Annotated in this window: 23 protein-coding genes; 17 read left to right on the forward strand and 6 right to left on the reverse strand. The window is 42.9% G+C overall.

Translation table 11 applies throughout. From position 1 onward, the window contains the following. Positions 1 to 8 precede the first annotated feature (8 nt). Positions 9 to 1622, forward strand: a complete 1614-nt coding sequence (locus AB3G73_RS10885) for a SusD/RagB family nutrient-binding outer membrane lipoprotein (protein ID WP_148365109.1) — start codon at positions 9 to 11, stop codon at positions 1620 to 1622. A 242-nt stretch (positions 1623 to 1864) separates the two neighbouring features. On the opposite strand, the gene AB3G73_RS10890 is transcribed toward AB3G73_RS10885, so the two are convergent. Further along, positions 1865 to 2263: a response regulator gene (locus tag AB3G73_RS10890; RefSeq protein ID WP_004297972.1), complete on the reverse strand. Its 399-nt coding sequence runs from the start codon at positions 2261 to 2263 to the stop codon at positions 1865 to 1867. Between the two features lie 118 nt (positions 2264 to 2381). Here AB3G73_RS10890 and AB3G73_RS10895 point away from each other — a divergent pair, with 118 nt between their 5' ends. The 8 genes from AB3G73_RS10895 (at position 2382) to AB3G73_RS10930 (ending at position 12256) form a co-directional block, all read left to right on the forward strand. Further along, on the forward strand, positions 2382 to 4019 hold the full coding sequence (locus AB3G73_RS10895) for an ABC-F family ATP-binding cassette domain-containing protein (protein ID WP_258981668.1): 1638 nt from the start codon (positions 2382 to 2384) through the stop codon (positions 4017 to 4019). An 88-nt stretch (positions 4020 to 4107) separates the two neighbouring features. Then, complete coding sequence (locus tag AB3G73_RS10900) at positions 4108 to 4689, forward strand: zeta toxin family protein (RefSeq protein WP_259023344.1); 582 nt, start codon at positions 4108 to 4110, stop codon at positions 4687 to 4689. Then, positions 4679 to 4879: a hypothetical protein gene (locus AB3G73_RS10905; RefSeq protein WP_099147112.1), complete on the forward strand. Its 201-nt coding sequence runs from the start codon at positions 4679 to 4681 to the stop codon at positions 4877 to 4879. The genes AB3G73_RS10900 and AB3G73_RS10905 overlap by 11 nt, the downstream gene beginning before the upstream one ends. Before the next feature lie 17 nt (positions 4880 to 4896). After that, a complete protein-coding gene (locus AB3G73_RS10910; RefSeq protein WP_148365111.1) occupies positions 4897 to 5307 on the forward strand; it encodes a DUF6769 family protein in 411 nt (136 codons plus the stop codon). A gap of 88 nt (positions 5308 to 5395) precedes the next feature. After that, positions 5396 to 6631 (forward strand): efflux RND transporter periplasmic adaptor subunit, encoded by a 1236-nt coding sequence (locus tag AB3G73_RS10915; RefSeq protein ID WP_148365112.1) that lies wholly within the window; start codon positions 5396 to 5398, stop codon positions 6629 to 6631. 77 nt (positions 6632 to 6708) lie between these two features. After that, positions 6709 to 9807 carry an efflux RND transporter permease subunit gene (locus tag AB3G73_RS10920; RefSeq protein WP_234132970.1) on the forward strand — a complete coding sequence of 1033 codons (3099 nt, stop codon included), beginning with the start codon at positions 6709 to 6711 and terminating at the stop codon, positions 9805 to 9807. A 157-nt stretch (positions 9808 to 9964) separates the two neighbouring features. Further along, complete coding sequence (locus tag AB3G73_RS10925; protein ID WP_259023346.1) at positions 9965 to 11149, forward strand: TolC family protein; 1185 nt, start codon at positions 9965 to 9967, stop codon at positions 11147 to 11149. A 279-nt stretch (positions 11150 to 11428) separates the two neighbouring features. After that, complete coding sequence (locus tag AB3G73_RS10930) at positions 11429 to 12256, forward strand: hypothetical protein (RefSeq protein ID WP_148365115.1); 828 nt, start codon at positions 11429 to 11431, stop codon at positions 12254 to 12256. Here the strand turns inward: AB3G73_RS10930 and AB3G73_RS10935 are convergent. Next, complete coding sequence (locus AB3G73_RS10935) at positions 12253 to 13716, reverse strand: rRNA cytosine-C5-methyltransferase (protein WP_367744870.1); 1464 nt, start codon at positions 13714 to 13716, stop codon at positions 12253 to 12255. The two genes, AB3G73_RS10930 and AB3G73_RS10935, sit on opposite strands and share 4 nt — an antisense overlap. Positions 13717 to 13825: 109 nt before the next feature. Here AB3G73_RS10935 and AB3G73_RS10940 point away from each other — a divergent pair, with 109 nt between their 5' ends. The 6 genes from AB3G73_RS10940 to AB3G73_RS10965 all read left to right on the forward strand — a co-directional run bounded on the left by AB3G73_RS10940 (position 13826) and on the right by AB3G73_RS10965 (position 18186). Then, positions 13826 to 14602, forward strand: a complete 777-nt coding sequence (locus tag AB3G73_RS10940) for a DUF6249 domain-containing protein (RefSeq protein ID WP_367744874.1) — start codon at positions 13826 to 13828, stop codon at positions 14600 to 14602. Next, positions 14599 to 15150: an RNA polymerase sigma factor gene (locus tag AB3G73_RS10945; protein ID WP_148365118.1), complete on the forward strand. Its 552-nt coding sequence runs from the start codon at positions 14599 to 14601 to the stop codon at positions 15148 to 15150. Before AB3G73_RS10940 ends, AB3G73_RS10945 begins: the two co-directional genes overlap by 4 nt. After that, positions 15131 to 15460 (forward strand): DUF5056 domain-containing protein, encoded by a 330-nt coding sequence (locus tag AB3G73_RS10950; protein WP_074560204.1) that lies wholly within the window; start codon positions 15131 to 15133, stop codon positions 15458 to 15460. The genes AB3G73_RS10945 and AB3G73_RS10950 overlap by 20 nt, the downstream gene beginning before the upstream one ends. 121 nt (positions 15461 to 15581) lie before the next feature. After that, the gene (gene cls / locus AB3G73_RS10955; protein WP_298047804.1) at positions 15582 to 16853 is read left to right on the forward strand and encodes a cardiolipin synthase; all 1272 of its coding nucleotides are present in this window, start codon (positions 15582 to 15584) and stop codon (positions 16851 to 16853) included. A 39-nt stretch (positions 16854 to 16892) separates the two neighbouring features. Beyond that, positions 16893 to 17687, forward strand: coding sequence for a thymidylate synthase (locus AB3G73_RS10960; RefSeq protein WP_367744879.1), 795 nt, complete (start codon positions 16893 to 16895; stop codon positions 17685 to 17687). Positions 17688 to 17691: 4 nt separating this feature from the next. Beyond that, the gene (locus tag AB3G73_RS10965; protein WP_342989663.1) at positions 17692 to 18186 is read left to right on the forward strand and encodes a dihydrofolate reductase; all 495 of its coding nucleotides are present in this window, start codon (positions 17692 to 17694) and stop codon (positions 18184 to 18186) included. A 3-nt stretch (positions 18187 to 18189) separates the two neighbouring features. Here the strand turns inward: AB3G73_RS10965 and AB3G73_RS10970 are convergent, their stop codons facing one another. Next, positions 18190 to 18669 carry an Lrp/AsnC family transcriptional regulator gene (locus AB3G73_RS10970; protein WP_004297952.1) on the reverse strand — a complete coding sequence of 160 codons (480 nt, stop codon included), beginning with the start codon at positions 18667 to 18669 and terminating at the stop codon, positions 18190 to 18192. A gap of 152 nt (positions 18670 to 18821) precedes the next feature. On the opposite strand from AB3G73_RS10970, the gene AB3G73_RS10975 reads away from it, so the two are divergent. After that, entirely contained in the window at positions 18822 to 20099 is a 1278-nt protein-coding gene (locus AB3G73_RS10975) for an IgA Peptidase M64 (protein ID WP_367744881.1), read from the forward strand. Between the two features lie 43 nt (positions 20100 to 20142). Next, the gene (locus AB3G73_RS10980; protein ID WP_258981681.1) at positions 20143 to 20682 is read left to right on the forward strand and encodes a GNAT family N-acetyltransferase; all 540 of its coding nucleotides are present in this window, start codon (positions 20143 to 20145) and stop codon (positions 20680 to 20682) included. A gap of 74 nt (positions 20683 to 20756) precedes the next feature. On the opposite strand, the gene AB3G73_RS10985 is transcribed toward AB3G73_RS10980, so the two are convergent. The 3 genes from AB3G73_RS10985 to AB3G73_RS10995 are packed head-to-tail and all read right to left on the reverse strand — an operon-like array spanning position 20757 to position 24500. Beyond that, positions 20757 to 22343, reverse strand: coding sequence for a PKD-like family lipoprotein (locus tag AB3G73_RS10985; protein ID WP_367744883.1), 1587 nt, complete (start codon positions 22341 to 22343; stop codon positions 20757 to 20759). A gap of 20 nt (positions 22344 to 22363) precedes the next feature. Then, positions 22364 to 23020: a DUF4843 domain-containing protein gene (locus tag AB3G73_RS10990; RefSeq protein WP_367744885.1), complete on the reverse strand. Its 657-nt coding sequence runs from the start codon at positions 23018 to 23020 to the stop codon at positions 22364 to 22366. Between the two features lie 19 nt (positions 23021 to 23039). After that, the gene (locus AB3G73_RS10995) at positions 23040 to 24500 is read right to left on the reverse strand and encodes a RagB/SusD family nutrient uptake outer membrane protein (RefSeq protein ID WP_367744887.1); all 1461 of its coding nucleotides are present in this window, start codon (positions 24498 to 24500) and stop codon (positions 23040 to 23042) included. Between the last annotated feature and the right edge of the window lie 4 nt (positions 24501 to 24504).

The following is a 24504-nucleotide window of genomic DNA, read 5'->3' on the forward strand; positions in this document are numbered from 1 at the left end:
GCAAGACAATGAAAAAATATAAATCAATAGGAAAATTGCTGGCAGTTTCTTTCTTGACTGCTGCCATTGCTTCTGCTTGTACGGAAGACGCAATGGATAAAATCAATGAAAACCCTAACAATCCGTTGGATGCGCCCGCTAAGTTTTTGATTACAGACTTAGGCGTAAGTACTGCATTCAGCACTGTAGGAGGGGATTTCTCGCTCTACTCTTCTGTTTACATAGAACATGAAACGGGTATATCCAACCAGCTTTACCGCGCGGAAGTACGCAGCGGAGAGCCTTCAACGGCTACAACCTACAACAACGCATGGATCAATGTGTACGCAAATATCAAGAACGCTAAAATCGTTATCAAGAAGTGCGAAGAAGATCCTTCGGAAAAAGGAAACGTAGTGACAGAAGCGATTGCTAAAATCCTGCTCGCCTACAACGGAGCAGTGGCAGCCGATGTGTTCGGAAACACACCGTACAGCCAGACTGGTATCCTTAATCCGGACGGCACACCGATGTATATGCAACCTAAAATAGATACACAGGAAAGTATCTATCAGGAAGTGATGCAGAACCTGGATGATGCTATCACCCTACTGAATAACGGTACTGCCAAAGATACGGGTTTATCCGGTGCTGTCGGTTCTAAAGACTTGATCTATGGTTCAAGCACCAGTACACAGGCAAGTATGTGGCTCAAAACGGCCTATGCGTTAAAAGCACGTTATACAATGCGTCTGCTCAACAAAAGTGCCAATAAGACAACAGATCTTCAGAATATTCTTACTTATGTAAGCAAATCATTCGCCAACGCAAGTGAAGAATGTAAGTTGGCAGTTTACGATGCTGATGCACAAGTAAATCCGCTTTGGGCATTCAGCTACAGCCGTAACAGTTTGGCAGCCAGTGAAAGTCTGATTGAAAAGTTCGTTGAGCGCAATGACCCCAGAGCACCGCAAGCGTTTCTGGAGCCTGATCCTACCGGATATATCACTTATGGATACGGAGCTACGCAAGCTACGGACATCGCAGGCATCAAAGCGGCTCCTAACGGAACTCCGCAAGAGTTGCAGAATAATTATGGTATGTCGATGATATCATGGGCTATGTCGGCTCCTACTCTTTTAATCAGCTATCACGAAGTGAAATTCCTTGAAGCAGAAGCATTATGCCGCTTAGGAGGCAGACTGGGTGAAGCTAAGAGTGCTTTGAAAGCTGCTATCACTGCCGGATTCGAGAATCTGGGAAATTCAATTATAGATGCTGCTGATACTTGGATATATGATGGTGACAGCGATTTGGGTGCAGATGTGGCAGAAACATATTTCACGGATGAAGTGGAACCTTTGTTCGATGCCAATCCTCTGCAAGAGACAATGATACAAAAGTATCTTGCTTTCTTCGGCGCATCCGGCGAATCACTGGAAGCCTATAATGACTACCGCCGTCTGAAAGGTGCAGGAGAAAACTTCATTGTACTGAAAAACCCGCAGAACAGCAGTAAATTCCCATTGCGCTTCGGCTATGGAGCAGACGATGTATTGGCAAATCCTGAAGTGAAAGCTGCTTTCGGTGACGGTCAGTACGTATATAGCGAGGCCGTATGGTGGGCTGGCGGAAACAAATAATGAACTTAAAATCTCTCAAAGGAGAGACTTTACATAGAGTCGTTTCTGTACTCTAACAAATTAACAGAGACGAACAAAAATAGGCCAACCGTGAGGTTCGCCTATTTTATTTTATCCAAATGCATGAGATGAAGTTAGAGTAATACCATTTTTCTACCCAATCATACTTCTTTTCTATGCTTTTACGTTTTTAGCGCTTAAGCTCTTTTTGATAAATTAAAAAAATCCCGTAAGAATAAATCTTACCACTGCAAATCGGGTAAATATTTACTCAACGTAGTGCGGAGAATACCCAAGGTGATAGGTTTCACCAATACTTCAGTTGCTCCTGCATTCATTGCATTTTCCTTATCCGAGCTAAAAGCATAGGCAGTCTGCATAATAATAGGAATTTCTGTGTTAGATTCACGAATTATCTTCGTTGCCTCCAATCCGTTCATCACCGGCATCTTAATATCCATCAGCATTGCTTTGGCTCTTTGCTGGTGCTGCTGAAACAACTCCACCATTTCCTGTCCATTTTTAGCCCACTCGATATCACACTTTTTGCCTATGATAGCTTTGATTAATTTAAAGTTGCTGTCATCGTCTTCAGCTACCAAAATTAAAGGTCTGAATTCATTCATTTGTTCGCTTTCCATATCGCTTATATATTGTTTTTTTATCTGTTTTTTTTAAGCAATTTTCCTTTTCAGCCCGCAAGGTATAAAAAAGATTCATATATTTCGCTATCTTTGTGCCTCAATTTAAAAGAATAGTATGATTTCTGTTGACGGACTGGCCGTAGAGTTTGGCGGCACTGCTTTATTTAGTGATATTTCTTTCGTAATTAATGAAAAAGACCGCATCGCTCTGATGGGTAAAAACGGGGCGGGAAAAAGTACGCTGCTGAAAATTCTGGCAGGCGCACGGCAACCGACACGTGGAAAAGTTTCCACACCCAAAGATTGTGTAGTGGCATACCTGCCTCAACATCTGATGACGGAAGACGGAAGAACAGTGTTTGACGAAACGGCACAGGCTTTTTCACATCTTCATGAGATGGAAGCGCAGATCGAAAAGCTGAATAAGGAGCTTGAGACACGGACGGACTACGAGAGCGACAGTTACATGGCGCTGATTGAGGAAGTGTCCAGCTTGAGCGAGAAGTTTTATTCGATTGACGCGACTAATTATGAAGAGGATGTGGAAAAGGCATTGCTCGGATTAGGGTTCACCCGAGAGGATTTTCAGCGTCAGACGAGTGATTTCAGCGGTGGATGGCGAATGCGTATCGAACTCGCCAAATTGCTGTTGCAGAAACCGGACGTGCTCTTGCTCGATGAGCCGACGAATCATCTGGATATCGAATCTATTCAATGGCTGGAGGATTTCCTTATTAATAATGGGAAAGCGGTCATCGTAATTAGTCACGACCGCAAATTCGTGGATAATATTACAACACGCACCATCGAAGTGACGATGGGACGTATCTATGACTACAAGGTGAATTACTCGCAATATTTGCAATTGCGCAAGGATCGCCGCGAACAGCAACAGAAGGCTTATGACGAGCAGCAGAAGTTTATTGCTGAAACGAAGGAGTTTATCGAACGGTTCAAGGGGACTTATTCAAAGACGTTGCAGGTGCAGAGCCGCGTCAAAATGCTGGAGAAGCTGGAATTGCTGGAGGTGGATGAAGAGGATACTTCTGCATTGCGACTGAAATTCCCGCCTTCACCCCGTTCGGGCAGTTACCCGGTCATTATGGAGGGAGTTGGAAAGACATACGGAAACAAAGTGGTATTCCGCAATGCTAACCTGACGATTGAGCGCGGTGATAAGGTGGCTTTCGTCGGTAAGAACGGTGAGGGTAAGTCTACGCTCGTGAAGTGTATTATGAAGGAAATTGAGCATGACGGTACATTGACTCTGGGACATAATGTGCAAATCGGATATTTCGCTCAAAATCAAGCTTCGCTGATGGATGAAAACCTGACGGTTTTCCAAACGATTGACGATGTAGCCAAAGGGGATATCCGGAACAAGATTCGTGATTTGCTGGGGGCGTTTATGTTTGGCGGTCCCGAGGAATCGATGAAAAAGGTCAAAGTGCTTTCGGGCGGAGAGCGTACCCGTCTGGCCATGATTAAATTGTTGCTGGAGCCTGTCAACCTCCTTATTTTGGATGAGCCGACGAATCATCTGGACATGAAGACGAAAGATATTCTGAAACAGGCATTGCTGGATTTTGACGGTACGCTGATCGTCGTTTCACACGACCGTGACTTCCTCGACGGGCTGGTTACCAAGGTGTATGAGTTCGGTAATCAAAAGGTGACGGAACATCTTTGCGGTATCTATGAGTTCCTCGAAAAGAAGAAAATGGATTCACTGCAAGAACTGGAAAAGAAATAATAAATAATAAAAAGAGGGGATCGGCTACAGGCGAAATAAAAGTATTTGTATATTTGCAACATCATTTAAAACAGGTATTTAGAAAAGAATGGATGAAACAAGGCAGTTGTACATTATAAGTGGATGTAACGGAGCTGGTAAAACTACGGCTTCCTACACTGTATTGCCTGAAATTCTATTATGCAAAGAGTTTGTCAATGCGGATGAAATTGCCAAAGGCTTATCACCTTTCAATCCAGAAAGTATGGCTATAGAAGCCGGTCGTCTGATGTTGAAACGTATTGATGAACTATTAGCTTCTAAAGTGAGTTTCTCTATTGAAACGACATTAGCAACCCGTTCATATACCCGGCTCATTCAAAGAGCCCAAAATGCCGGATATAAAATCAGCTTGATTTATTTTTGGCTGAATTCTCCGGAACTTGCCGTCAACCGTGTATTACAACGGGTCAATGAAGGGGGACATAATGTACCGATGGATGTCATCTACCGCCGCTATCAGGCAGGCATTAATAATCTGTTTCAGATATATATGCCGCGTGTAGACTACTGGCTGTTAGCTGATAACAGTATTTCTCCTCGAGTGATTGTAGCCGAAGGCTACCAAAACGGCGAGGATCGGATATATGAACTTGAACTTTTTAAATGCATCAAGAATTATGTCAAATAATGAAATGCAAGAATTGAGCGATAAATTACGGCGCGGCCTTCAATTAGCCGAAAAGCGGTTGCTGGAAAAAAATGCTCGTAACGGCACACTCCTTAGTCAGGGGACACCGGATGGAAAAGTTATTTATGTGTCAGCAACCGAATTGCTGGAACGTTTGCAGGAAAAAGAAAAAGAATCACTAAAAAAATAAATTCTCTAAAAGAAAGGATGAAAGGGAAGAAACGAATAATAGTAACTCTGCTGTTTTTTATCAACATTATTATGTTGGTGGCAGCGGTTATTCCCCATCATCATCATCCCAACGGGATGATTTGCATGAAGCAGGACTTGCCTGTAGAACAGCAATGTCCCACGCATCATCATCACCCGGGAAACGACTCATGTTGCAGCAGCGAATGTTTGACTCGTTTCTACTCCCCCACTCCATCCATCCATACGGATAGCGGACCGGATTACGTATTCATCGCTACCTTATTCACGGATGTAATCATCGAACATCTATTACGACCGCAAGAGAAACGGGTTAAGAACTATTACGTCTACCGAGACTCTCTGCATGGTACGGATACCCATCGTACCACTTCTCTTCGTGCCCCTCCCTACTCTGTTTTTGCGTAAAAGCGTGAATGCAAATCAGTTGCATCTGCGCTACCTTATCTTTGTAGCGTAAAAAGAAAACAGTAAAATTTAGTAGGAAAATATCATTATGAAAAAACTTATTTTCGTGGGAATCCTGGGCTTATTCGTTCTGGGATCCTGTAATAATAGTACCGTCACACACACACACAATGAACACGATCATGCCGCGGAAGGACATAATCACGAGGCAGAGGGACCCGATCATTCCCATGAAGGCGAATGTAGCGGAGAACACAATCATGAAGCAGCCGATGAACACAACGAAGCTGCCGAAGCCCACAGTGATGAAATCATTCTTCCGAAAGCGAAAGCCGAAGCAGCCGGTGTAAAGGTGAGCGTTATTGAACCTGCACCTTTCCAGCAAGTAATTAAAACCAGCGGACAGGTGCTAGCTGCTCAAGGGGATGAATCGGTTGCCGTAGCCACAGTAGCCGGCGTGGTATCTTTCCGTGGAAAAGTAACGGAAGGAATGAGCGTCGGCAGCGGCACTCCTCTAGTCACCATTTCTTCAAAGAATATCGCTGACGGTGATCCGGTGCAACGTGCCCGCATTGCCTACGAGGTATCCAAGAAGGAATACGAACGTATGAAGGAGCTTGTTAAAAACAAGATCGTATCCGACAAGGATTTTGCACAAGCGGAGCAAAGTTACGAAAACGCCCGTCTTAGTTACGAAGCTCTTTCCAAGAATCATTCGGCTATCGGACAAAGTATTACGGCTCCCATTGCCGGATATGTGAAAAGTATTCTCGTGAAAGAAGGCGACTATGTGACAATCGGACAACCGCTGGTAAGCGTGACGCAGAACCGTCGTCTTTTCCTCCGTGCCGAAGTGTCGGAAAAGTATTACCCGTATCTCCGCACCATCAGTTCCGCCAATTTCCAGACTCCTTATAATAATCAGGTGTACGAGTTGAAAGCATTGAACGGTAAACTTCTCTCTTTCGGAAAAGCTGCCGGAGACAATTCTTTTTATGTGCCTGTCACTTTTGAGTTCGACAACAAAGGGGAAGTGATTCCCGGCTCATTTGTGGAGGTATTCCTGCTTTCTTCAGCAATGGAAAACGTGATTTCTCTTCCGCGCACCGCGCTGACAGAGGAACAAGGCATCTTCTTCATCTATCTGCAACTGGACGAAGAGGGTTATAAAAAACAGGAAGTAACGATAGGAGCCGACAACGGCAAAAGTGTTCAAATTCTGACTGGTGTAAAGGCCGGTGACCGTGTAGTGACCGAGGGTGCTTATCAGGTTCGACTGGCAAGCGCAAGCAATGCAATCCCGGCACACAGCCACGAACACTAAAGAGACCAGGCGTCGCAGCCGTCTTTTTGTGCGGCGCATCTATCAAGTTATTTATAACTCTCAATTAATGAAACATCATGCTTAATAAAATTATACATTACTCCCTACACAACCGGCTGGTTGTAGTTTGTGCGGCCATCCTCCTGCTTATTGCAGGAACGTATACCGCCATGCATACGGAAGTAGACGTATTCCCCGACCTAAATGCACCTACGGTAGTAATCATGACCGAGGCGAATGGTATGGCTGCGGAAGAAGTTGAACAGCTCGTTACTTTTCCTGTTGAAACTGCCGTTAACGGAGCTACGGGTGTGCGTCGTGTCCGCTCTTCTTCTACCAACGGATTTTCCGTTGTCTGGGTAGAATTTGATTGGGGAACGGATATTTATCTCGCCCGTCAGATTGTTAGTGAGAAATTAGCGGTGGTGAGCGAATCACTGCCGGTCAATGTCGGCAAGCCGACTCTTGGACCGCAATCTTCTATCTTGGGCGAAATGCTCATCGTCGGTCTGACTGCCGACTCCACTTCCATGCTCGATCTTCGCACGATTGCGGACTGGACTATCCGTCCACGCCTGCTGTCTACCGGAGGAGTGGCACAAGTGGCTGTGCTCGGAGGAGATATCAAAGAATATCAGATTCAGCTAGATCCCGAACGGATGCGTCATTACGGCATCTCGATGGGAGAAGTGATGGCGGTGACACAGGATATGAACCTGAACGCAAACGGAGGCGTGCTCTATGAATTTGGAAATGAATATATTGTACGTGGTGTACTCTCCACTTCTAAAACAGAGCAACTTGGCAAAGCGGTAGTGAAAACGGTGAACAACTTCCCTGTCACGCTGGAAGATATTGCAGACGTTACCATCGGACCGAAAGCTCCGAAACTGGGTACTGCTTCAGAACGTGGCAAATCTGCCGTCCTGATGACTGTTACCAAGCAACCGGCTACCAGTACACTGGAACTGACAGACAAACTGGAAGCATCTCTGAAAGATCTCCAGAAAAATCTGCCGCCGGACGTAAAAGTTTCAACGGACATATTCCGTCAAAGCCGCTTCATTGAAAGCTCCATCGGCAATGTGAAGAAATCACTCTTTGAAGGAGGTATTTTCGTTGTCATCGTGCTTTTCCTGTTCCTGGCAAATGTACGTACTACGCTGATCTCATTGGTGACACTGCCTCTTTCCCTGCTCGTTTCGATCCTGACTTTACACTACATGGGGCTGACAATCAACACCATGAGTCTTGGAGGTATGGCGATAGCTATCGGCTCATTAGTAGACGACGCCATTGTCGATGTGGAAAACGTATATAAACGACTGCGGGAGAACCGCCTGAAAGCGGAAGCAGAAAGACTAAGTACACTCGAAGTGGTATTCAATGCGTCGAAAGAGGTGCGCATGCCTATCCTTAATTCAACGTTGATTATCGTGGTCAGCTTTGTTCCGTTATTTTTCTTGAGCGGCATGGAAGGCAGAATGTTGGTTCCACTAGGTGTTGCTTTTATCGTGGCATTGTTTGCATCTACCATAGTCGCCCTGACACTGACTCCGGTGCTCTGCTCTTATCTATTAGGAAGCAACAAGACGAACAAGGAACTGAAAGAAGCTCCCGTTGCCCGCTGGATGAAAGGGATTTATGAAAAAGCATTGACTTGGGTACTGGCACATAAGCGTGTGACTCTCGGAAGTACAATCGGACTTTTTGTAGTTGCGCTCGGAGTGTTTTTCACACTCGGACGCAGTTTCCTACCTTCGTTCAATGAAGGATCGTTCACCATCAATATCAGTTCTCTGCCGGGTATTTCGCTGGAAGAAAGCAACAAAATGGGACATCGCGCCGAAGAGTTATTGATGACGATTCCCGAAATACAAACGGTAGCCCGGAAAACGGGACGTGCCGAATTGGATGAACATGCGTTAGGAGTCAATGTTTCTGAAATAGAGGCTCCGTTCGAATTGAAAGACCGCTCGCGCAGTGAACTGGTAGCGGATGTACGTGAAAAACTAGGTACAATCACCGGAGCAAACATAGAAATCGGACAACCGATCAGCCACCGTATCGACGCAATGCTGTCGGGTACGAAAGCGAATATCGCTATCAAGTTATTCGGTGATGACCTGAATAAGATGTTTTCACTCGGTAATCAAATCAAAGGAGCGATCAGTGACATTCCCGGTGTTGCCGACCTGAACGTGGAACAACAGATCGAACGTCCGCAGCTGAAAATACAGCCTAAACGGGAAATGCTGGCTAAGTTCGGTATTACCCTGCCGGAATTTTCGGAATATGTGAATGTGGCTTTGGCCGGAAAAGTGATCTCACAAGTTTATGAACAGGGCAAGAGTTTTGACCTGATCGTAAAAGTGAAGGATGATGCCCGGGATGAGATGGAGAAAATCCGTAACCTGATGGTAGACACGAACGACGGCCGCAAGGTTCCTTTGAGCTATGTAGCGGAAGTGGTATCGGCCATGGGTCCGAATACGATCAACCGCGAGAATGTGAAACGTAAAATTGTCATTTCCGCAAATGTGGCTGACCGTGATTTGCGCAGTGTCGTGAATGATATTCAGAAACGCATCGATACATCGGTACAATTACCCGAAGGTTATCATATCGAGTATGGCGGACAGTTTGAAAGTGAGCAGGCTGCCAGCCGGACGTTGGCGTTGACTTCGTTTATCAGTATTGTAGTCATTTTCCTGTTGCTGTACAATGAGTTCCGCAGCGTGAAAGAATCCGGGGTTATCTTGCTGAATCTTCCGCTGGCACTGATCGGTGGTGTCTTTGCCTTGGTGATTACAACAGGGGAAGTCAGCATTCCGGCTATCATCGGTTTCATCTCTTTATTCGGTATTGCTACCCGTAACGGTATGCTGTTAATCAGTCACTACAACCATTTGCAACAGGTAGAGGGTTTGAATGTGTACGACAGTGTGATTCAGGGCTCTCTTGACCGTCTGAATCCGATTTTGATGACAGCATTGTCTTCTGCACTGGCACTGATTCCATTGGCACTTGCCGGCGATTTGCCCGGTAACGAAATCCAGAGTCCGATGGCTAAAGTGATTTTAGGAGGATTATTAACGTCAACTTTTTTGAACGGTTTCATAGTCCCGATCGTTTATCTGATGATGCATCGGAAAAAGGCTCAGGAAAGCCTGTAGAGGGTGGTCTTTTTCCTCGGTGAGGAAAGCATCGTTCCTCGGTGAGGAAACAAGTGTTCCTCGGTGAGAAAAGGGGTGTTCCCCGGTGCCGAACAAACAGATGCCTTATCATAAAGTATCTATCAACAATAGATTGTAACAAATAAAGAAAATAAGAATGAAACAAATCATAATCATAAGCACTGCACTTCTATTCTTAGCCATAGGCGGAGTGCAAGCTCAAAACGGAATTGACCAGGTATTGAAAAATATCGAAACGAACAATAGAGAGCTGCAGGCAAACGAGCAACTGATTACTTCGCAGAAGCTGGAAGCCAAAACGGATAATAACTTACCTGATCCTACTCTTTCTTACGCGCATCTATGGGGAGCGAAAGATAAAAACGAAACAATCGGTGAGCTGGTTGTTTCACAAAGCTTCGATTTCCCCAGTTTATATGCTACACGTAACAAGTTGAACCGACTGAAGGCAGGAGCTTTTGACAGTCAGGCGGATGTTTTTCGTCAGGAGAAGCTGTTACAGGCAAAAGAACTCTGCCTGGATATTATTATGCTCCGTCAGCAAAAGCATATTTTGGAAGAACGTCTCCGCAATGCGGAAGAGCTGGCTAAAATGTATGCCAAGCGTCTCCAAACGGGAGATGCAAATGCGCTCGAAACCAATAAAATCAACTTGGAGCTGCTGAATGTCAAAACGGAAGCGTCTCTGAACGAGACGGCACTCCGCAATAAGCAGCAGGAGTTGAATACACTGAATGGTAATATTCCGGTGGTTTTCGAAGAGAACCAATATCCGGCTATACCGTTCCCAAGCGATTACCAAATGTTGAAATCGGAAGTCATGGCAACGGACCGCACTCTAATGGCACTAGGCAACGAGAGTCTCGTTGCCCGTAAACAAATCGCTGTCAATAAATCCCAGTGGTTGCCGAAACTAGAACTCGGCTACCGTCGGAATACGGAAACAGGTGTGCCTTTCAACGGTGTAGTGGTAGGCTTCTCTTTCCCTCTTTTCGAAAATCGGAATAAGGTGAAAATCGCTAAAGCGCAGGCACTCAACATCGACTTGCAAAAGGATAATGCTACCCTGCAAGTGGAATCTGAATTGGCACAGCTTTACCGGGAAGCGAAAACGCTGCATGCTTCAATGGAAGAATATAGTAAGACTTTCCAGTCGCAACAAGATTTGGCATTGCTGAAACAAGCTTTGACAGGTGGACAAATTAGTATGATCGAGTACTTCGTTGAAGTGTCGGTGATCTATCAAAGTCATCAAAATTATCTGCAATTGGAAAATCAGTACCAAAAGGCAATGGCACGGATTTACAAAAGCAAGCTATAAATAGTACATAAAACCCTTTAAGCATGGGCTATGCTGAACATACTAATTTCTATTTTTAAGTGATATAAGTATGTTTATATAATAAATTAGGCACGGATTACACGGATTTCACGGTCTTTAGTGTTGTCATTACTATAAAGCAGCAGTGTTAATCCGTGTAATTCGTGCCTAAATAGATCTCCTCTCTTTCCATCTCTCTTTCCATCTCTCTTTCTTCAATTTCCGACTGGATATTTCAAAAGAATACATTACATTTGCAACGAACATAAAATTTAAATTATGAGACCTAAACATTTCAATTTATTCATGTTATGCTGCATCCTTACGCTACTAAGTGGCTGTAAAGATGATGACGACAATCCACTACGTTTTTACAACAGTGAATACGAAGTGCCTATGGGTGGCAGACGTTACCTCGGACTGGAAAGCGGAAATGGTGACTACTCACTTGCAATGAAAGACACACGCATCGCAAGTGCCGGAACTGAAACTGGCTGGAGCGGAGTACCTGCCGGACGTATGATTTACGTAACCGGTATCCTCACCGGAACGACTTATCTGACAGTAACGGACAACGCCACACAAGAGAGTTGCACTTTACCAATCAAGGTGGTCGATAATTACGAAAATATAGAGTTGCTCCGCAGCTACTTGTCTAACTTACCCAACGGAGACGCGAATCTTCTACCTGGCATTTCCGACATTTTTCTGATTAACAACCACGCACGGGATGCTTATTTTTTCAAACAGGGAGAACAGACCGCCTTTTCATCCGGACTTGAATTAATAACCCAAGGAAGTTACAAACTGGAAAAAGAAGAGGGAGACGATGAGAAAGTGACACTAACCCTCACTTTTTCGGAAGATATGGCAACACCTGTTTCCGATCATAAATTCATTATATGGGGAAATTCGTACTTATTTCACCGGTTGGATAAAAGCCTAAATCTGAACTGGAACACTCCGCCCATTGGAGAAACGCGGACATCACCTGCACCTCCTCCTTCCTACACGCTGGAAGAATTTACAGGAGGCGAAGCAGGCACAGGCAGACAACTCGCTTTTACCCTTTCCCAACAGGAAATACCTGCAGGAATACTGCCTTAATCAGTAACGTCTTCTGATAAGATGCGTATATTTTCCGGCAAGTATCCGCTACGGATGCGCCATTCTTGCGGATAAAGATTATTGGCACGATTGCCGATATTCTTCACAAATCCGAGAGGGATATGCCGATAAGTAAGCAAAACATACCCACGAGGGGCTGTTGCCGGTAAGGCAATGGCCTCTTTTCGTAAATAAGTGATAGCCTGTTCATAATTTATTTCTTCCGTGGCAAATGCTTCCCGGCACAAAAGCGAGGTACACATCGCCAACGCATGGTCAGGGATTAAATCCTTTCCTTTCACTTCGCCTATCTCAATCCCTGCCGACACGATTTTCAGGCTTTGTTTCATCGTCGTCAACTCATTAATATAGTAATGTGAAAAAGCCCGGACATTTGTTCCTTCCGCCAATAAAATATACTTGTCCGAATTTTCATCATTCAACCAGCTTCTGGCCATATTCAGATGCTCTTTCGATACAGGAGAAGATGTTGCTGCCCCTTTCTTATCCTTCTTCTTGAAGGCTTTCTCTTTCGCAGAAGAAGATACCGGAATCTCTTCTTCTGTCTCCGGCTTACGAAAAGCCACCAGAAAAAAGCCTTCACCTTTCGTCTTATGAGGGAAAAAATGATAGACGGGAATAGAAGACTTGGAATGATCCCTTTTATCCGACAAAAGATTTCCTGTTATATTCCAATCCTCCTGCACCTGAACAGTTAATGGTTCGCCTCCATACTCTTGTTGAATCCAACGTGCATTCTCCTCATCCTCTTTCGTATTAAATGTACACGTACTATATATAAGAATACCTCCGGGCTTCAACGTATCCCAAATATCCGCAATAATCCGTCGCTGGCGTTGCCAACAGATTTCCACATTCTCGGGACTCCACTCGTCCACAGCTACCGGATCTTTACGGAACATACCTTCACCGGAACAGGGAACATCCGTAAGAATCACATCAAAAAAAGAGGGCAAAGCCGAAAAATCTGCCGGATCATTATTGGTCACTACCACATCCGGATGTCCCCACTTCGTCAGGTTTTCAGCAAGGATCTGCGAACGATTCCGGATCACCTCATTAGCTACCAACAGGCTCCCTTCGGGAAGTGCACTACGGGCATGAGTCGATTTTCCACCGGGAGCCGCACAAAGATCCAACATCTTCACCGGTCCGGTGATATATTGCCGGAGTACCTGCTCCACAAACATGGAAGAAGCTTCCTGAACATAATAACAGCCTGCATGAAATAAGGGATCGAACGTAAAAGTAAGACGTTCATTCAAATAGAATCCTTCGGAAGACCAAGGTACCTTATCCGATAAAGAATGATTGATTTTCAATTGATTCAACCGGATGCTAACCGGTGGTTCCTGTTGGAGGGCAACAGCCAGTTTGTCGTATTCTTCATCGCCCAATAGAGCGCGGGTGTAGTCTATAAAAGAAGCAGGTAATTCCATCTTTCGTTTATTAATTTCCGCAAATATCAAAAATATTTCGTCTCTTTGCAACTTTCTATGATATTAACTACGTCTAACAGACAAAGAAATAAATTAAAAAACTATAGATATGAAAAATTTTCTATTAGCATTGATGGTTGTACTGACCACTTGCACACTGGCTGTTGCCCAGACTACCGTTGTTCGTGATTCCATCGGGAAAGTAAAAGTAACTGTGACCAAAGACAATAAAGCAAATACGAATAATACTGCTGTCACGGTGATTGGTGTAGATACAGCAGATGCCGACTCTACAGACGTTGATGCAAACTCAAGTAATGTAAGCAGCACTCATGGTAAAGCCAGCTTCACATTCGAATCGGATGACAGTGATTTCCCATTCAATAATGTCGGTGCTGGTAGTATTCTGGTAACAATCATAGCAATCGTTGCTGTATTCGGATTTCCGGTATTCATTCTATTTGTAATCTTCTTCTTCCGTTATAAGAACCGGAAAGCACGTTATCACCTTGCCGAACAGGCACTTGCTGCCGGCCAACCGCTTCCGGCAGAGTTTATCCGCGAAACCAAAACTGTAGATTCGCGTTCACAAGGCATCAAGAACACTTTTACAGGTATCGGTCTTTTCATCTTCCTCTGGGCAATCACCGGCGAATTCGGAATTGGAGCTATCGGCTTACTCGTTACATTCATGGGTATCGGACAATGGATTATCGGTAGTAAACAACAGACTCAAGACGCAAATGCTACCCGGATGTATACGGGTAATAAGGATGAAAAAAAGAACCCGAATAACGTTAGAACCGATAGTTTCGAAATCATCCCTTCCGAATCCGAAGAGAAAGACAAAGGAGTAAACGAAGAAAAGAACGACGAGAATAAATGAGCCAACTCAATGATATATCGTTAGTCGCACAGGTCGTGGTGTTCAAGAACACCAAGGCCTTCGACCAGTTGGTGAAGGAGTACCAGTCGCCCATCCGGCGATTCTTCCTGAACCTGACTTGCGGCGACAGCGAATTGAGTGACGACCTTGCGCAAGATACATTTATCAAAGCATATACGAACATTGCCTCTTTCCGGAACTTGTCAAGTTTCTCTACGTGGCTGTACCGTATTGCTTATAATGTTTTTTATGATTATATTCGCAGCCGGAAAGAGACAGCTGACTTGGATACAAGAGAAATAGACGCCATCAACAGCACCGAACAGGAGAATATCGGGCAGAAAATGGATGTCTACCAGTCACTCAAAATGCTTAAAGAAGTGGAAAGAACCTGCATCACGTTGTTCTATATGGAGGACATTAGTATCGACAAAATTGCAGGGATTATAGGAGTACCATCAGGGACAGTGAAAAGCCATCTGTCACGCGGGAAAGAAAAGTTAGCAACGTATTTAAAACAAAACGGTTATGACAGAAATAGACAATGATAAGCTCTTGCGCGATTTCTTCGCAGAAAACAAGCAGGAAATAGCAGATAACGGATTCAGTCGCCGTGTCATGCATCACTTACCCGGTCGTAGCAATCGCTTGGCTCGTATCTGGAGCGCTTTCGTGATGACTGTGGCGGTCGCACTTTTTGTATGGTTAGGCGGTTTGGAAGCAGCTTGGGGAACCATAAGAGAAGTATTTATCGGTATGATTAATCATGGCACTGCCAGCCTTGATCCGAAATCAATTATTATCGCAGCTGTTGTATTATTATTCATGGCTACACGAAAGGTTGCTTCAATGGCATAATTAGCTCTTGAAAAAGGATTTCTTTTGTTAAAGAATGATAAATCTACCCTAACTAGCAAAGGAGCCCAAACTTAGATATCGTATCTTTGTTCTTCTGTAAACTAAAAGAGTGAGAAGAGTTTTGAAATTACGTATATTTATTTTATTTCTGTTCCTGCCTATATTGAGTGTTCAGGCAGGTATCATCGACAGTCTGATGATACATCCCAGGGACTCAATCGGATTAACCAGCGATTCCCTTTTGCTACGTTATTTACAAGAATCGGGAATTCCCATATCTGATAATAATAAAGTAAAACTGCTAAAAAGCGGACGGGAGAAATTTATCGATTTGTTCGAAGCCATCCGGGAAGCCAAACACCACGTCCATCTGGAATATTTCAACTTCCGAAATGACTCCATCGCCAATGCTTTATTTGCTCTGCTGGCCGAAAAAGTGAAGGAAGGGGTCGAAGTACGAGCCATGTTCGATGCATTCGGAAACTGGTCGAACAACAAACCACTCAAAAAGAAACATCTCAAAAAAATACGTGAACAAGGAATCGAGATTGTCAAGTTCGATCCGTTCACTTTCCCTTATATCAATCACGCCGCCCATCGCGATCACCGGAAAATAGCTGTCATAGATGGAAAAGTGGCTTATACCGGTGGTATGAATATCGCTGACTACTACATTAACGGACTACCCAAAATCGGAACCTGGCGTGATATGCACACACGTATTGAGGGAGATGCCGTCAATGATTTGCAGGAGATATTCCTAACGATCTGGAATAAGGAAACCAAACAGAATGTAGGTGGAGCCGCTTATTTCCCCCAACATGAGGAACAAACGGACAGTACGGATATTGTGGTAGCAATCGTAGACCGTACCCCGAAAAAGAATAGCCGTATGTTGAGCCACGCTTATGCTATGAGCATCTATTCGGCCCAAAAGAATGTTCATATTGTCAATCCTTATTTTGTACCGACTTCTTCAATTAAAAAGGCGTTGAACCGGACAATCGACCGAGGCGTAAATGTTACAATCATGGTTTCTTCCGCTTCCGATATCCCGTTTACTCCGGATGCCGCACTTTATAAGTTACACAAACTGATGAAAAGAGGAGCTACTGTCTATATGTACAACGGTGGATTTCATCACTCTAAAATAATGATGGTGGATGATTTGTTCTGTACAGTCGGCACTGCCAACCTGAACAGCCGCAGCTTGCGCTATGATTACGAAACTAATGCCTTTATCTTTGATACCCAAATAACGGGTGAATTAAATACAATGTTCCGGGATGATATTGAGCATTGCACTCAATTGACGCCTGAATTCTGGAAAAAGCGCTCCCCGTGGAAGAAGTTCGTCGGCTGGTTTGCTAATTTATTCACTCCATTTTTGTAATTTTGTGCGGAGAATCATTTTCACCACAACTTATTCATTATGAAACAATATCTGGATTTACTCAATCGTGTACTAACCGAAGGTACAGAAAAAAGTGACCGTACCGGAATCGGAACCATCAGCGTTTTCGGTCATCAAATGCGTTTTAATCTTGATGACGGTTTCCCGTGCCTGACAACCAAGAAACTACATCTGAAATCAATCATATACGAATTGCTTTGGTTTCTGCAAGGTGATACTAATGTGAAATATCTTCAGGAACATGGAGTGCGTATCTGGAACGAATGGGCGGATGAAAACGGCGACTTAGGACATATTTATGGTTATCAATGGCGTTCATGGCCTGACTATAACGGTGGATTTATCGACCAGATCAGTGAAGTGGTGGAAACAATCAAACATAATCCGGATTCGCGCCGTATCATTGTAAGCGCTTGGAACGTAGCGGACCTGAATCATATGAATTTACCTCCCTGCCATGCTTTCTTTCAGTTTTATGTAGCAGACGGACGGTTAAGCCTGCAACTATATCAACGCAGCGCTGATATTTTCCTTGGCGTTCCTTTTAATATTGCTTCATACGCATTATTGCTGCAAATGATGACACAAGTGACGGGATTGAAAGCCGGAGATTTCGTCCATACCTTTGGTGATGCGCATATCTACCTGAACCACTTGGAACAAGTGAAGCTCCAATTATCACGGGAACCTCGTCCATTGCCACAAATGAAGATCAATCCGGATGTGAAAAGTATCTTCGACTTCAAATTTGAGGACTTTGAATTAGTGAACTATGATCCGCATCCGCATATTGCAGGAATAGTAGCCGTGTAACTTTATGAGTAAAATATCTATCATTGCTGCCGTAGACCGCCGTATGGCTATCGGCTTCGAGAACAAACTTCTTTTCTGGTTACCCAATGATTTGAAACGTTTCAAAGCATTAACTACCGGAAACACGATACTGATGGGACGCAAAACTTTCGAGTCACTACCGAAAGGCGCATTACCCAATCGCAGAAACATCGTTTTATCTTCCAACCCGGCTACAGAATGTCCCGGTGCGGAAGTTTTCCCTTCACTCGAAGCGGCTTTGGAAAGTTGTAAAGAGGAGGAACACATTTATATTATAGGAGGAGCAAGTATTTATCAACAGGCTCTTTCCTTCGCTGACGAACTTTGCCTGACAGAGATAGACAACACGGCTCCCGAAGCCGACGCTTATTTTCCTGAAGTATCACCGAAGATGTGGCAAGAAAAAAGCAGAGAAGCTCATCCTGCGGATGAGAAACATCTCTGCTCCTATGCTTTTGTTGATTACGTGAGAAAATAACGATTAATCTTCATCTTCTATGTCGACCATGATTGGCATCTGCCGCTTAATGGCTTCATGGAAGGAGATTAATGTTTCGGTACGTGCCAACCCCAATGGTTGCAGCTTATCGTGAATAATACTCAATAAATGATGGTTATTCTTTGCGTAAATTTTGATAAACATATCATATTTTCCGGTAGTGAAATGACATTCCACCACTTCGGGGATAGCTTCTAAAGCTTTCGTTACCGAATCAAAGGATTCGGGATCTTTCAGATATATACCAATATAAGCGCAAGTCTCATATCCGATTTTCTCGGGGTCGATGACGTACTCCGAACCTTTTAATATACCTAAATTAGTAAGCTTCTGAATACGCTGATGGATTGCAGCACCGGAAACATTACAAGCTCGTGCTACTTCCAAAAAAGGAATACGCGCATTCCCTGCAATCAGTTTCAGAATTTGCTCATCTAAAGCATCTAATTGATGATGTCCCATTTTTGAATCAAATTGTTTTTATCAATGAATCTTTTATGCAAAGTTAGCGATTTTTCGACAACAAATACTATAATCTATTACTTTTATTTGCAGAAAGCGGATAAGTCAACAATAGTTCGTACCTTTGCGAAAAACATAAATATACCGTTTATATGAAACATATTTGCTGTATCATTCTGTGTTTCTGTACTTCTATAGGAAGTTATGCACAGAATTTTGCTGATTATTTTCAGAACAAAACATTGCGAGTGGATTATATCTTTACCGGGGATGCTACACAACAGGCTATTTATCTGGATGAGCTATCACAGCTTCCTACTTGGGCAGGCCGTCAACATCATCTTTCGGAACTTCCTTTGGAAGGCAACGGACAAATTATAGTGAAAGACCTTGCCAGCAAACAGTGTATCTACCAAACGTCATTCTCTTCTTTGTTTCAAGAGTGGCTGTCTACAGACGAAGCCAAAGAAACAGCCAAAGGATTTGAGAATGCTTTCCTTCTTCCTTATCCTAAACAGCCCGTGGAGGTAGAAGTCACTTTATATTCTCCGCGAAAAAAAAGATTGGCTACCTACAAACATATCATCCGTCCGGATGATATATTGATTCATAAACGGGGGGTATCACATATCACTCCGCATCGGTATATGCTTCAAAGTGGTAATGAAAAAGACTGCATAGACGTTGCCATCCTTGCAGAAGGATACACAGAAAAAGAAATGGATATTTTCTATCAGGATGCACAACGCACCTGCGAAAGTTTGTTTTCGTATGAGCCGTTCCGCTCCATGAAGGGCAAATTTAATATTGTTGCCGTAGCCAGCCCTTCTATGGACAGCGGTGTCAGTGTTCCCCGCGAAAACCAATGGAAACAAACGGCAGTTCATTCTCATTTCGATACTTTTTATTCGGACCGCTATCTGACTACCAGCCGGGTAAAATCTATCCACAATGCATTGGCAGGCATCCCCTACGAACATATCATTATCCTGGCTAACACAGATGTATATGGTGGAGGAGGAATATACAATTCGTATACGCTGACCACAGCCCATCACCCGATGTTCAAGCCGGTAGTAGTGCACGAATTCGGACACAGTTTCGGTGGACTGGCCGACGAATATTTCTATGATGATGATGTGATGACAGATACTTATCCGCTGGATGTCGAACCGTGGGAACAGAATATTTCAACACGGGTAAACTTCGCTTCCAAATGGAAAGATATGCTTCCGCCAGGTACTCCGATCCCTACCCCTGTTGCTGAAAAAAAGAAATATCCGGTAGGAGTATATGAAGGAGGAGGCTACTCTGCCAAAGGTATTTATCGTCCGGCTTACGACTGCCGCATGAAAACAAACGAATATCCGGAGTTTTGTCCGGTTTGTCAACGTGCCATCCGTCGAATGATTGAATTTTATGTTCCTTAATGGAATACAATTATATTATTGTCAAACTTAAAACCCAAACCTCATGATTAGACTTCAGCCAATTAGTACGTCGGATCTGCAACATTACAAATTCATGGAAGAGCTTCTAATTGACTCGTTTCCACCAGAAGAGTACCGTCAGTTGGAACAACTACGCGAGTACACTGATCGTACGGGCAACTTCTATAATAACATTATCTTTGATGATGACCTGCCAGTCGGCTTCATTACCTATTGGGATTTTGACAGTTTCTACTATGTAGAACACTTTGCAACCAATCCTGCCCTGCGAAATGGAGGCTATGGAAAACGCACGCTGGAATACTTGTGCAATTATTTGAAACGCCCGATCGTATTGGAAGTAGAACGTCCGATAGAGGAAATGGCAAAACGACGCATCAGCTTTTATCAACGTCAAGGCTTTACGCTGTGGGAAAAAGACTATTGCCAACCTCCTTACAAACCCGGAGATGATTTTCTCCCCATGTATTTAATGGTACACGGAGAATTGGATTGTGAAAAGGACTTTGAAACAATCAAGAGTAAAATTCATACGGAAGTATACGGAGTAAAAAATAGATAAAAAATAATCCCGGTAGTCGTTGGACGAACTACCGGGATTATTTTTTATCTCACTATATATAGTATAGTACTGTATTAAGTCCAGCCATTACTGTATTTGAAACGATAACGAATGTCAAATATCCGACCACTCACCTGATAATATCTCTCCGCCTCTTCTTTATCAGGATCTCCCAAAATCGTGCCTAGTCCCTCTGTTTTCAAAGAGAGAACAAAGAATTTTCCATTAGCCAATCCGACTCCTAATTGGTTACCTTGTGAGGTTTCCGCATTCAAAGCTGTTATTTCCGCATCAAACGTCTTCATTTTGATTGGATCCTTGTCGATCGTCATACGGTCGATATAATAAAGGTCATTCCCTTTAGCTATCAATAAATAAGTTCTATTATTAATATAAGGTGCTGTATAAATTACAGCTCCCTCTAATAAATTACCGAAATGAATTGACTTGTTCACTGATGGGATAGCTGTTACTTGATTACTTGTTGAAGCCTTATTCACAGAATATTCCTGATATAAATACTCACTTCCTCTCTTCAAAATCAAAGTCATAACATATGTACCATCTGTAAGCCCTGTAGTCCTCGGCCGGGCATAACCTAGATACACAACCTCATAATCTAACAAATCGTCCAACTTCGGTGCATCATAAAAACCATTCTTATCATAGTCTTCTTGCTTTACTGTAAATTGAAGCACTTTACCTGCAGACTGCTTGTCATAATCCATTAGAGCCAAAATACGTTGGTGTTGTCCCTTTTCACCTTCCACAAACGCCATATTCAAAGCACGCATTTCCGGTATAATCAGAAATCTATCCACTTTGACCTCTTTATTTTCGAAAGTCAATGGTGTTGACAGAAATTTGCCTGTATGAAAAGCTTTCTCCGATAACTTTTTACGCGTGTATGCTTTTCCATCCTGATCCACCACAACAGTCAACCATTTTAGTTCCGCAATCTGTTTTACTTTCAGATTATCTGTAAAACCCGGTTCCAGGAAAGCATCCGGCAAAACAAGATCTTTAGTAAAAGCAGCACCTTCCAAATCCACGCACTTGTCAGCTTTCGGATTCACAATCCATACAGAAGAAGGATTGCTACCTGAACCTCCCGAACGGAAATGCTCCAGCAGTCCCAATGTCTCCTTAGGAAGAACTTCTCGATTTTGTTCTTGATAAACGTTTAAATGTTCCTCATAAATCTGTGCGTCAGTACCCGTCGCAGTCATAAAGTTCAGATAAGAGGCTTGTTCATCTTTCGATAACACCAGCCAACCATATAAGTTGTATTTCTGCGTAAAGTCCATCGCTGTACGACCGATATATGTAAGACCGGTTTTCGGGTTAGTTACACGCAACTGACATTCTACCTGACTTGCTATTTTCTCTACGGTAAATTCCAACACCCGTTTGTCAGATATAAACTCACCGTTCAATGTCCAGTTATATTCTAATTCTGATTCTGCAATTTCTTGTGTAGCAAAAGTGATGTTCGGTTCCAATCTGGCTACATTTCCTACAACATAGGTATATTTAGCCCCTCCTAAATCAACTGTTATCTCATTTACATCCTCATAATCGTAGTTTCCTTTATCGCTATAACAGCTTCCCAAAAACACTACTAAAGACAATAACAGCAGAACATAAATATTCTTTCTCATATTCAAATTCATTTTATTCATTAATAAACCGGAATATTAATATCCAATCCGTTTTCTTCAATATATTTCTTGAAGTCTAATGCATATTTTCTAATCAAAGTCTCATCCATACCTGTCAAGTCATTGATTCCCGTACATTTGATAAACTCATCAAGTTTATAAGCATCATATGCACCCAAGTAACTTTCAATCGTACTATCCCACCATAACGGTCGGCTAGCTATATCATTAAAGTTTATCGTAATGCTTCGCTGTCCAACAAAACCCGGCTGAAAATTCTCATTTTCCTTAATGCCAAACACTAATGTCACTTCTTTATCCTTCAAAATATCATTCGGATTCTTTAAAGTCACTGTTATCTGGTCGGTAGGAGTTCCCTGATGAAAAACCGGATGAAGATTCAATTCATACATATCCGGAGTAGCAGTTGTCTTTTCCGTATCAATATATAATTCAAAAGTTTTGTCCTCTTTCAACAAGTCTCCCATCAGATTCACTTCAAATTCCAATGAATGAGTGGTAAGTCCGGGATAGTAAGAAAAAGAAAAGCTCTGTAATGCGGTTTCTTTCTGTGTAAAATAGACATATGACCCCAAATCGTATCTGCCTATCTGGTCTTTCTCACACGCAGTCAGTGTCAAGACCATTGCAGTCAAAAATAAATATATCTTTTTCATCTTCTATTTATCTATAAAATTAGTAAACCATCTCATTATCCGGCAATGGGAATATAAAATTGGCCTTTGAGTTAGGAAGTATATTGTATTTCTTATAAAAATAGTACAACTGGCCCTCACCAAGAAATTCTTTACGGGCATCTTTCAAAACCGCTTTCTTATACTCCTCTAAAGTAGAAATATAAGAGAAAATTCCGGCTGTACATCCGCGTGCCTGTGCTACTGTTTCCAGTTCTGACGTTCCAGCCACCGGATCAGTTTCCGCCAAATATTCACCACGTATATAATACATTTCACTCAAACGGATGACAGGAATAATACGTTTATCGAGATCCGTGTAAGAGGCATCATCCATATATTTCTTAGAGATCACACAATACCAGTCATAATCACTGTGAATATCCATCATACCACCAATCGCATTCCAGCGCCTGTCGTTGGCATTTTCATCCAGAATCTCCATATAATCATCATAGTCAATAGAAACCATTCCACCATCCTCATCTCTATTATCCCACGCTTTGAAAAGCTCTACTTCCTTAGAATTTGAAAGAGCAAAAATTAAATCGTCCTTCATTTTAGGATTTGTATTAAAGCTGGCATTAGCGGTAAAGGTGAACATCTTATCTCCATTATCATCCGTATAGTTAATCACTTCCGATGCTGCATCATAAGCTTTCTTCGACTCTCCTGCATAAGAGAATACGCGGGCCTGCAAAGCAGTAATAGCAATATAACTCATACGAAAACCGCGGCTGGCATAGAACATGTCAGTTACTAAATCACCGCCTTCAAAGCGATAACTTTTGGTCATTAATAACTTATAACCTTCCTGATTGTCATAGGTCTGCACTAAATTACGTGCCTCTTGCAAATCTTTTTCTATTTTAGCCAATATTTCTTTCACTGTCAGGTAGGGTTCTGATATAGAAGGGAAAGTCGCATAATAAGGAATATATTTCTTTCCATCATCTGCTGTGACGCTGGGAGCAAACAAACGAAGAACCTCAAAGTGTAACATCGCCCTTAATGCTAATGTTTCCCCATGAATCAAATCCTGCTCGAGTGTTTTACCCTGAAAAATGGATGGATCGGCATTTTCGATGTTTTTAATCAACTCATTACAGTTAGCTATTGCATTGTATGCCGTAGACCAAATACTTTGAATAACCGGTTCCAGTGTTTTATCTGTATACTTATACTGGCAGGCCTGCCAATACTTCGAGTCCGTACTTCCCAAATTAGATTTGGTATAATTCTGTCCCAATACATCAGCCATTCCCCATGTCAGCTCTTCTCCCCAAAGATACTGGCTGGACATCTGTTTGTAAATTCCATTTAAAGCAATGCGGTAACCACTTCCAGAGTTAAAAAGATCTTCTCCATCAACCTGATTACTAGGACTTACATCCAACCAATCGGAACAGGAACAAAACGTCAATGACGTACATAAAACTAATATAATATTCTTAATTTTCATATAC

Origin of the sequence: Bacteroides sp. L008, assembly GCF_040812255.1 — a bacterium.
In the GTDB taxonomy this organism is placed as follows: Bacteria; Bacteroidota; Bacteroidia; order Bacteroidales; family Bacteroidaceae; genus Bacteroides; species Bacteroides vicugnae.